Below are 7,691 nucleotides of genomic sequence, written 5' to 3' on the forward strand. Positions count from 1 at the left end.
AGAACGACGCCTTCTTCTTCGGAAGCGGGAAGGTCACCGAAATTCTAAGCCTATATGTCACCCAACTTGCACCAGCGATCGATATATGGCGGCGGCATGGATGCCAATAAAGTTTCAAAGAGCCAATCGAATGACGGGTTTGTGTTGCCGGCATAACACAACCCCATCATTCACCCCCGGTCGTGCCGGCAACCGGGGTACATAAACGGCGATAACAACCCTTTACCGCAGGCGGATCATCGTCGCCTCATGCGAATCAAAAAGCACCCACTGCCGGGTGGATGCCAGTCAAAACAATTGTCTCTGTCCAAACAACGACGAGCTGGCACGGTGTCTCCCGAGTCATAGATCGGCCAGGACACCGCCATCGAGCCAGTTGCCAGTCTGAGAGGGCAAGCTGCTAGTCCGCGTTTAGCCACGAAAAAGCCGCCATCAGGAGACGGCTTTGCGCATCCTGATGGCGACTTAGCGTCATGCTTAATTTTCATCCCCGGCTTCCGCCAAAAGCCGACGGAACGGGATCAATTTTTCCGCGTGGTATTTCTTCACAAATGCATCCACGGCGGCTGGATCTTGAGTCTCTTTATCGAGCACCAGCTGTTCGACTGGCAGTGGACGCAGATCCGAGATCTTCACATCGATCACGACCGGCCCCTTGCGCTGCTTGGCGGCTTCAAACGCGGCCTTCAACTCTGGCAGATCGTGGACCTCAAAGCCCGTGGCCCCCAGTGCGGCTGCGGCGGTGCCGTAATCGGCATCGATCAGGTCAACGCCAGAATGCGGCTGGCGCGTGTCATCCTGCTCGGCCTCGATGAAGCCGAGGCTCTCGTTGGTCAAAATGACATTGATGATCGGCATGTGATATTTGACCTGGGTCAAAATGTCCTGCATCACCATCGCATAGCCGCCGTCACCGGAGATCGACCATACCTGGCGATCCGGGAACTCAGCTTGTGCACCAATTGCCGCGGGCAGCGCGTACCCCATCGTCGCATACCAGCCCGAGGTCGTGAAGCGCTGGTCTTGATCGATCTTCAGATAGCGCATCCCGTTGATGGTCACATTACCGACATCAACTTGGAAGATCGCGTCGTCGGTTGCCATGTCATTGATGGCTTTGAAAACAGGTTCCACGCGCAGCGGCGTTTCCGCGTCGTCTTCAAACGAATGGATCCATTCCACCCAGTTGTGCTTGTTGGCAACAGCAGCCTTGTACCAGGACGTTTCCGGCAGCTGTTCGCCGCGCTTGAGCATCAGATCGATCGTCTTTTTCGCATCAGCTAAGATGGCCACGTCAACGCTGTGGCGGCGGCCAAACTTGGTGCCATCGATGTCGACCTGGATGTACTTCGCGTCCGGCTTGATGAAATAGCCCTGAAATGGCATATCGGAGCCCAGGAAGAGCACGGCATCGGCGCCGCCTGCCACTTCAACGCCAGGCTTGGACGCCACGCGCCCAGCCGAGCCCATGTACGCCTTGTAGTCGTCCGGCACGATGCCCTTGGCCAACGCAGACGACAGAATCGGTGCATGCAACTGTTCGGACAACGCGATCACTTCCGCGCGGGCGCCACGTGTGCCTTGCCCGATGTAAATCAGTGGATGCTTCGCGTTTTTCAAAATGGCCAGTGCTTCGTCGACCTTCACCACGTCGGGCTCCGGTGCGATCGCCTTCTGGAACAGCGGCGCAGTCGAAACATAGGTGTCGTCGATCTCCTGCCAGCCAAGGTCCTTTGGAATCGTGATGACCGCGACCCCGTGCTGCGCATACGCCTGCCTGATTGCCTCATCCACCACGGCCGGCATCTGCTGGGCCGTCATCACGGTCCGGTTATAAACAGACACATCGGCGAACATTGGGTTTTCGTTCATTTCCTGGAAATATGAGGTATTCATTGCACTTGTCGGCACCTGGCCAACCAGCGCAAGTACCGGAATGTGATCGTATTGGGCGTCATACAGCCCATTGAGCAGGTGGACAGCGCCTGGGCCGGCTGAGCCGAACGTGACACCGATCTTGCCTGTGATCTTAGCCTCACCGACAGCCGCCAATGCGCCGACTTCCTCATGACGCACCTGGACATAATTGATCGTGTCCTTGCGGTTGTGCAAAGCGTTCATGGTCGAGTCGAACGACCCGCCAGGCAAACCGTAGATGTTCTTGACACCCCAGCTCTCGATGACCTTGATCATTGCATCGGACGCATTGATTTTCGCTACCATTGTTGTTCCTCCATATATGCTTACTTAATATAAGTATATTAACACTCTTCTTACAAAATACAAGTGGTCTGTGCGGTACAATTCAAGCGTAGCACGTTGGCGGGAAAAACCGGTGGATTTTGACTCGGCGGCTGCCGGCAAAGAATAAAAGGCATGATAATTCGCGTGGACAAGGTCAACCTGCCAAGCCAGTACCCCCCGCGCCGTATGCAAAAATAGCTCGAGCACCCGCATCATGCGGCGTTGCTCGAACTATTTTTTTGGCGTTCAACTATTAGTCATTTGCGCGATACTGCCGCTCCTGCCCAATCACACCGCTCATTACAAACGGCCCAGCAAACCAGGCGGGGTCGCTTTGATAATCGCTGGAATCGCTTGGCCAGGTATCGGCAAAAAGCTGTTCGTAAGTCGCGATGTCAAGCTGTTTGCGCTGCGCCAACAGCGACGCGTGGCCATGTCGCGGCACCGCCTGCCGAAACTGCGGCGGAAGCGTGGCGGAAAAGAATTCGCCGACTGCCCCCGACCCATAGGAGAAAAGGCCGAGTCGGTCGCCGGCCGCCAGCGTCTCGCTATTTTCCAGCAGGGAGACCAAGCCCAGATACAAAGAGCCTGTGTAAATGTTACCGATGCGCCGGCTATATTGAATACTGGTTTGATATTGCGCAAGTAGCCGCGCTTGGTCCGCCGGCGTTGCCTCAGCCAGCACCGTTTTCAGCGCCTTGAGCCCCATTTTCGTGTACGGCAGATGAAACAGCATCGCGGCGTGATCCGCAAGCGTGCGGCCGGTCTCTTGGCGATAAGCGGCCCACACCTCATCGAAAAACGCGATGTACTGCTCGGTGGAATATTTGCCGCGGGCCAGCGCCTGATCCGTGTACATCGGCCGCCAAAAATCCTGAATGTCGTCAGCGTGCAGTGTCGAGTCGTCGTTGATGGCCAAAATACGCGGGGCACTTGCCACCACCATTGCGACCGCACCGGCGCCTTGCGTGACCTCACCCCCTGTCGCCAGGCCATAGCGGGCAATGTCGCTGGCGATCACCAGCGCGGTTTTCCCTGGATGCGCCGCGACATAATCACGCGCCATCATCAACCCGGCGGTCCCACCGTAGCAGGCCTCCTTGAGCTCAAAGACGCGCATGCTGGCCGGCAGCCCCAGCAGGCGGTGAATATACAGCGCACCGGCCTTGCTGGCATCAACGCCCGATTCGGTTGCAAGAATCAGCAGGCCGAGCTTGCTGAGGTCTTGGCCGGCCAGCGCCTCCTTGGCCGCCGCGGCGCCCATCGTGACCACGTCTTGGCTGGATGGCGCCACGGCCTGCTGGTCCTGGCCGATGCCGATCGTGTACTTATCTGGCTCGACTCCGCGCGCGGTGGCCAATTCCCGTAAATCGATGAAAAATGGCGGGGTATAGAGTCCCAATTGATCAATGCCGATCGTCATGATTGCTGCTCCTTTCGCATCCGGTCAAGCAGTGTCTGCGCGGCGGCCTCACTCATTGCGCCAGCACTCAAGGCCACCGCGAGCTGGCCGATCTCCTTGCCAGTCGCGCCGACGCTGATGGCGAGATTGCGCGCCTGCAATTTCATATGGCCGGCTTGAAGGCCCGGCCCAACCTGTGCGCGCAAGGCGGCCAGGTTCTGCGCCAACCCCAACGCGAGCAGTGCCCCTTGCAAGTCAGCGACGGTGGTGAAGCCGCCCAAAGCGAGGCTCGCCTGGGCCACCGGCAATGAGCGAATCGCACCGCCCAAAATTCCGACCGGAAGCGGCAACGCAATCGATCCCAAAAGCTCGGTAGCTGTCTGCCGCCAAGTCGCCAGTGGGCTCATCCGCCCGGTCGCCCCGGCATGCGCATAGATCGCCGCCGCAACGGCCCGCGTGTCATTGCCGGTGGCCAATACCGCCGCCTCGATACCGTTCAGGATACCCTTGTTATGGGTGACGGCGCGGTCCTCATCGACCACAGCCAGCGCGCTCAACGCCGCGATTCCCGCCGCCACCTCAGCGCCAGTGCGCGTCCCAGTGGCCAGCACGCCGAGTGGGACCGCCACAGTGGCCCGGCCGATCGCCTCGTCGCGATTGGTCAAAATCGCGGTGAGCGGCCGGCTGTTGAGCAGCTCACCGGCTGCCTGGCCAACTGCCTCGGCGATCGTGTTCGCCAAATTCGCGCCCATGGCCTGCCCTGGGGCGATGATCAACCCTATTTTCAAAAAACGGTCGGCGATGACCGCCACTGTCTGTGCCTTCAGCCCACCGCCGCGCTGAACGGCCGAGGGATGCGCGGCATCTGCGACTTGCTTGAAAAGTGCCTCATTCGCTTTGACCAACGCCTGGGCAGCTGGCAAGTCGGGCAGCCCGTCGAACACGACCTCGGCGCGAACCGTGTGCGGCGCAAGCACGACCTGCACGCCTGCCCCAGCACGCAATAGACGCGCACCGTTGCTGGCGGCGGCTACCACAGAAGGCTCCTCGGTCACCATCGGCACATTGACCAACCGCCCCGCCACCGGGACTTGGCGGGCAACGCCAAGCGGCAAGCTGAACTGGCCAAGCTGATTTTCACTGAGCGAGGCAGCCACATCAGGGGACAAGGCGCCGGAGCCGGCAAAAATCGCGGCCGTTTCCGCAGTCATTGCGTCTTCTTCAACAAGTTGCGCCAGCCGCTGGGCAGCTGTCATTTCATAAAATTTCATGGGGCGACCTCGATCTGCATCGCCACGCCGAGCCCGCCGCCGACGCACAACGCCGCCAGCCCGGTGCGCTGACCGCGGGCACGTAATGCGTAGATCAATGTCGTGAGCACCCGCGCCCCGGATGCGCCCAGCGGATGGCCAAGCGCGATCGCACCGCCATTCACGTTGAGCTTTTGGTCATCAATGCCAAGCTCATTGGCTACCGCGATCGTCTGGGCGGCAAACGCCTCGTTGATCTCGATCAGGTCGATATCGGCCAGGCTGCTTGACGTTTTGGTCAGAAGTTTCTCGATCACTTTTTTCGGCGCGTAACCCATAAAGTTTGGATCGATGCCACCTTCATTGTAGCCGCGAATCGTGGCGAGGTAAGGCAACCCGAGCGCCTCGGCCTTGCTTTTGCGCATCAAGACCAACGCCACGGCACCATCATTGATGCCGCTTGCATTGCCGGCTGTGACGGTGCCGCCACTTTCAAACGCCGGGTTCAGCTTCGCCAATTTTGCCAGGCTGGTATCCGGCCGTGGCGCTTCGTCTGTGGCCACAAGCTGGTCGCCTTGGCGCGTCGAAATGGTGACCGGCGCGATTTCCGCTTCAAACGCGCCGGCTTGCTGCGCGGCGACCGCTTTTTGATGCGATGCGAACGCAAAAGCATCCTGTTGCTCCCGGGTGACGTCAAATTGGGCCGCCACATTTTCGGCGGTCATGCCCATCGGTTGGCCGGTGAAGGCGTCGCTCAAGCCATCGCGCGCGATGCCATCGACCAGGGACAAGTCCCCAAACTTGTGGCCAAATCGCTGCTGGGGCGCGTAGTACGGCGTGTTGCTCATACTTTCGGTGCCGCCGACCAAGACCGCATCGGCATCCCCCAGCAGAATCGCGCTTTGGCCGAGTCGCACCGCCTTGAGCCCGGAGCCGCAGACCTCATTGACAGTCATCGCGGTGCTGGCGGTGGTCATGCCACTGTTCAGCGCAATCTGCCGCGCCACATTTTGGCCAGAATTGGCCTGCAAGACATTGCCAAAGATTGCCTGATCAAGCTGCGAGGCTTCGATGCCAGCCTGTTTGATGGCGGCCTGCGCGGCGATCGTGCCCAGCGCAACGGCGTTCATGCCAGTCAGACTGCCGCCTAATTTTCCGATGGGGGTACGTTTTGCACTGAGAATGACGACCGCGTCCATGATAGCCTCCAAATGAGTTGCGATTGATGTTGCTACTATTATACGATACCACCGGCCGTGCGCCACTGGCCTTACCAAAACTTAGAAAATGCCCTCGCCAGGAAAAAGCCGAAGCGTTATGCTCAAAGACGGGCGTTCTGGTCCGCGGTATCTCGTGACGCCCACGAGATCAGCCCGCCACCCATTCATTCCGATTCAGGTACTTCAGGAGGCGCCTCATGCGCACGATCGAACTTTTGGCCTTGCTTGCAGATCAAGGCATCAACACCAATGTCTATCTCCAAACGGACGGCCCGCGCGCGGTCTTTCGCACCTTTCGCACGCTCACCGAAAACGAGAGCCTCCAGCTGATCTTCGTGCCGCAAACAGGCGGCCACCCACTGAAGGTCTGGGAGCTGCGCGTCTTGATCAACCGACCAGAGTTGCGCGGGGCCTACCTACTCGGCGACGGCGAAACGGGTCCCCAAGCGATCTTTGGCTTTCAGGAACAAGATGACGGCTTGGTGTTGCATTAATAGAAATTTCGCAAACAAAACGACAGGACACATGCCCTGCCGTTTTTAATTGGGCAACCGGCGCATGAGGCGCTTGAGTTGCTTACGGTCGATCAACATCACACCGAGCTCTTCAGCGAGTTGCTGCGCCGAATCGGAAAATTCGGAGTTGGTGATGACCGCCGCCTGATCGAGTTTATAAAAGCTTTGGCCAGCCCAGGCCTCCTGCACCGCCTTGTTGCCGACGACGCCTTCATACCGTTTGCACTGGAAGCCGACTTGGGCCTTTTTTTTCGTGCCGATCACGTCGATACCCTGATCGCCGGATTGTTTGGTCACCTGAATGTGTTTGAAGCCGTTGCGCTTGAGCAGGTATGCACAAAATTCCTCAAAGACCGGCCCTTCCATTGTGTCGATCTGCTCAAGCTGCAGGTCGCGAAACCGGAAGTGATGCCGATAAAAAAGGAGTGCGTTGACCACGACCCAGCCGCTGATGGCCGCAAAACTAGCGGGATCCAGCACCGGCTTGACCGTGCGCGGCAGCCAAGTACGCCCCCCAAACGCATAAACGAGCGCCAGAATGAATGCCGCCGTCAATAACCCATAACATTTTCGCATCAAGCGATGCAGCATCGCAAACGCCCCCCTTTGAACCTTTTCCACCCTACCAGAGAATTATGAGAAAACCTAGTCACAGGGCGAAAATTGATTGATTCTTAGACTGTTCTTCCGTATCCTTGAAACTGTGTCAACCACGCCTGACTGAAGTCAGACGCTTGTAGGAGAACCGCCTAACGGCGGTGCGACTACAGTTTGCTTAGATACAGCAATTGCCTGTACACAGGTCTTACGTGCTAATTACCAAAGCCTTTAAAGTCCGAAGGTTGCCAGACGGACTCACTGCTTTTGCAGCTTAGTTCCGTCGGACTCCGTAGGGCCAGACGGACTGTATTCGCTAATTAAGTGCTAGACCTTTTGCTAGGATATTTCTTGCGGCGTTGTGGTCACGAATGTGATAGGTACCGCATTGTGGGCACGTCCATTCGCGGTCTGCAAGCGTGAGCTTTTGGTCACCACTCATTACAAAACCGCAATCGCTACA

The 7,691-nt window shown here is 58.2% G+C and carries 7 protein-coding genes; 1 reads left to right on the forward strand and 6 read right to left on the reverse strand.

The window, feature by feature from the left end:
* Positions 1 to 477: 477 nt before the first annotated feature.
* The 4 genes from spxB to EKM95_RS11110 form a co-directional block, all read right to left on the reverse strand.
* Positions 478 to 2,223 (reverse strand): pyruvate oxidase, encoded by a 1,746-nt coding sequence (gene spxB / locus EKM95_RS11095; RefSeq protein ID WP_125698454.1) that lies wholly within the window; start codon positions 2,221 to 2,223, stop codon positions 478 to 480.
* A 274-nt stretch (positions 2,224 to 2,497) separates the two neighbouring features.
* The gene (locus EKM95_RS11100; RefSeq protein ID WP_125698456.1) at positions 2,498 to 3,667 is read right to left on the reverse strand and encodes a hydroxymethylglutaryl-CoA synthase; all 1,170 of its coding nucleotides are present in this window, start codon (positions 3,665 to 3,667) and stop codon (positions 2,498 to 2,500) included.
* On the reverse strand, positions 3,664 to 4,917 hold the full coding sequence (locus tag EKM95_RS11105) for a hydroxymethylglutaryl-CoA reductase, degradative (protein WP_125698458.1): 1,254 nt from the start codon (positions 4,915 to 4,917) through the stop codon (positions 3,664 to 3,666). The genes EKM95_RS11100 and EKM95_RS11105 overlap by 4 nt, the downstream gene beginning before the upstream one ends.
* Positions 4,914 to 6,095, reverse strand: coding sequence for an acetyl-CoA C-acetyltransferase (locus EKM95_RS11110; RefSeq protein WP_125698460.1), 1,182 nt, complete (start codon positions 6,093 to 6,095; stop codon positions 4,914 to 4,916). The genes EKM95_RS11105 and EKM95_RS11110 overlap by 4 nt, the downstream gene beginning before the upstream one ends.
* A 218-nt stretch (positions 6,096 to 6,313) precedes the next feature.
* Here EKM95_RS11110 and EKM95_RS11115 point away from each other — a divergent pair, with 218 nt between their 5' ends.
* Positions 6,314 to 6,610 carry a hypothetical protein gene (locus tag EKM95_RS11115; RefSeq protein ID WP_125698462.1) on the forward strand — a complete coding sequence of 99 codons (297 nt, stop codon included), beginning with the start codon at positions 6,314 to 6,316 and terminating at the stop codon, positions 6,608 to 6,610.
* Positions 6,611 to 6,655: 45 nt separating this feature from the next.
* Here the strand turns inward: EKM95_RS11115 and EKM95_RS11120 are convergent, their stop codons facing one another.
* Positions 6,656 to 7,207 carry a restriction endonuclease gene (locus EKM95_RS11120; protein WP_404819814.1) on the reverse strand — a complete coding sequence of 184 codons (552 nt, stop codon included), beginning with the start codon at positions 7,205 to 7,207 and terminating at the stop codon, positions 6,656 to 6,658.
* A 337-nt stretch (positions 7,208 to 7,544) separates the two neighbouring features.
* Positions 7,545 to 7,691, reverse strand: a 147-nt coding sequence (locus EKM95_RS11125) for a zinc ribbon domain-containing protein (protein ID WP_164510195.1), incomplete at its 5' end; no start/stop codon positions are given.

This window comes from Lacticaseibacillus yichunensis, from assembly GCF_003946405.1.
In the GTDB taxonomy this organism is placed as follows: Bacteria; Bacillota; Bacilli; order Lactobacillales; family Lactobacillaceae; genus Lacticaseibacillus; species Lacticaseibacillus yichunensis.

Bases quoted from the DNA above. Each gene is read 5' to 3' on its own strand.
- EKM95_RS11120 (WP_404819814.1), bottom strand. From the start codon at position 7,207: ATGCGAAAATGTTATGGGTTATTGACGGCGGCATTCATTCTGGCGCTC.
- EKM95_RS11100 (WP_125698456.1), bottom strand. From the start codon at position 3,667: ATGACGATCGGCATTGATCAATTGGGACTCTATACCCCGCCATTTTTC.
- EKM95_RS11115 (WP_125698462.1), top strand. From the start codon at position 6,314: ATGCGCACGATCGAACTTTTGGCCTTGCTTGCAGATCAAGGCATCAAC.
- EKM95_RS11105 (WP_125698458.1), bottom strand. From the start codon at position 4,917: ATGAAATTTTATGAAATGACAGCTGCCCAGCGGCTGGCGCAACTTGTT.
- spxB (WP_125698454.1), bottom strand. From the start codon at position 2,223: ATGGTAGCGAAAATCAATGCGTCCGATGCAATGATCAAGGTCATCGAG.
- EKM95_RS11110 (WP_125698460.1), bottom strand. From the start codon at position 6,095: ATGGACGCGGTCGTCATTCTCAGTGCAAAACGTACCCCCATCGGAAAA.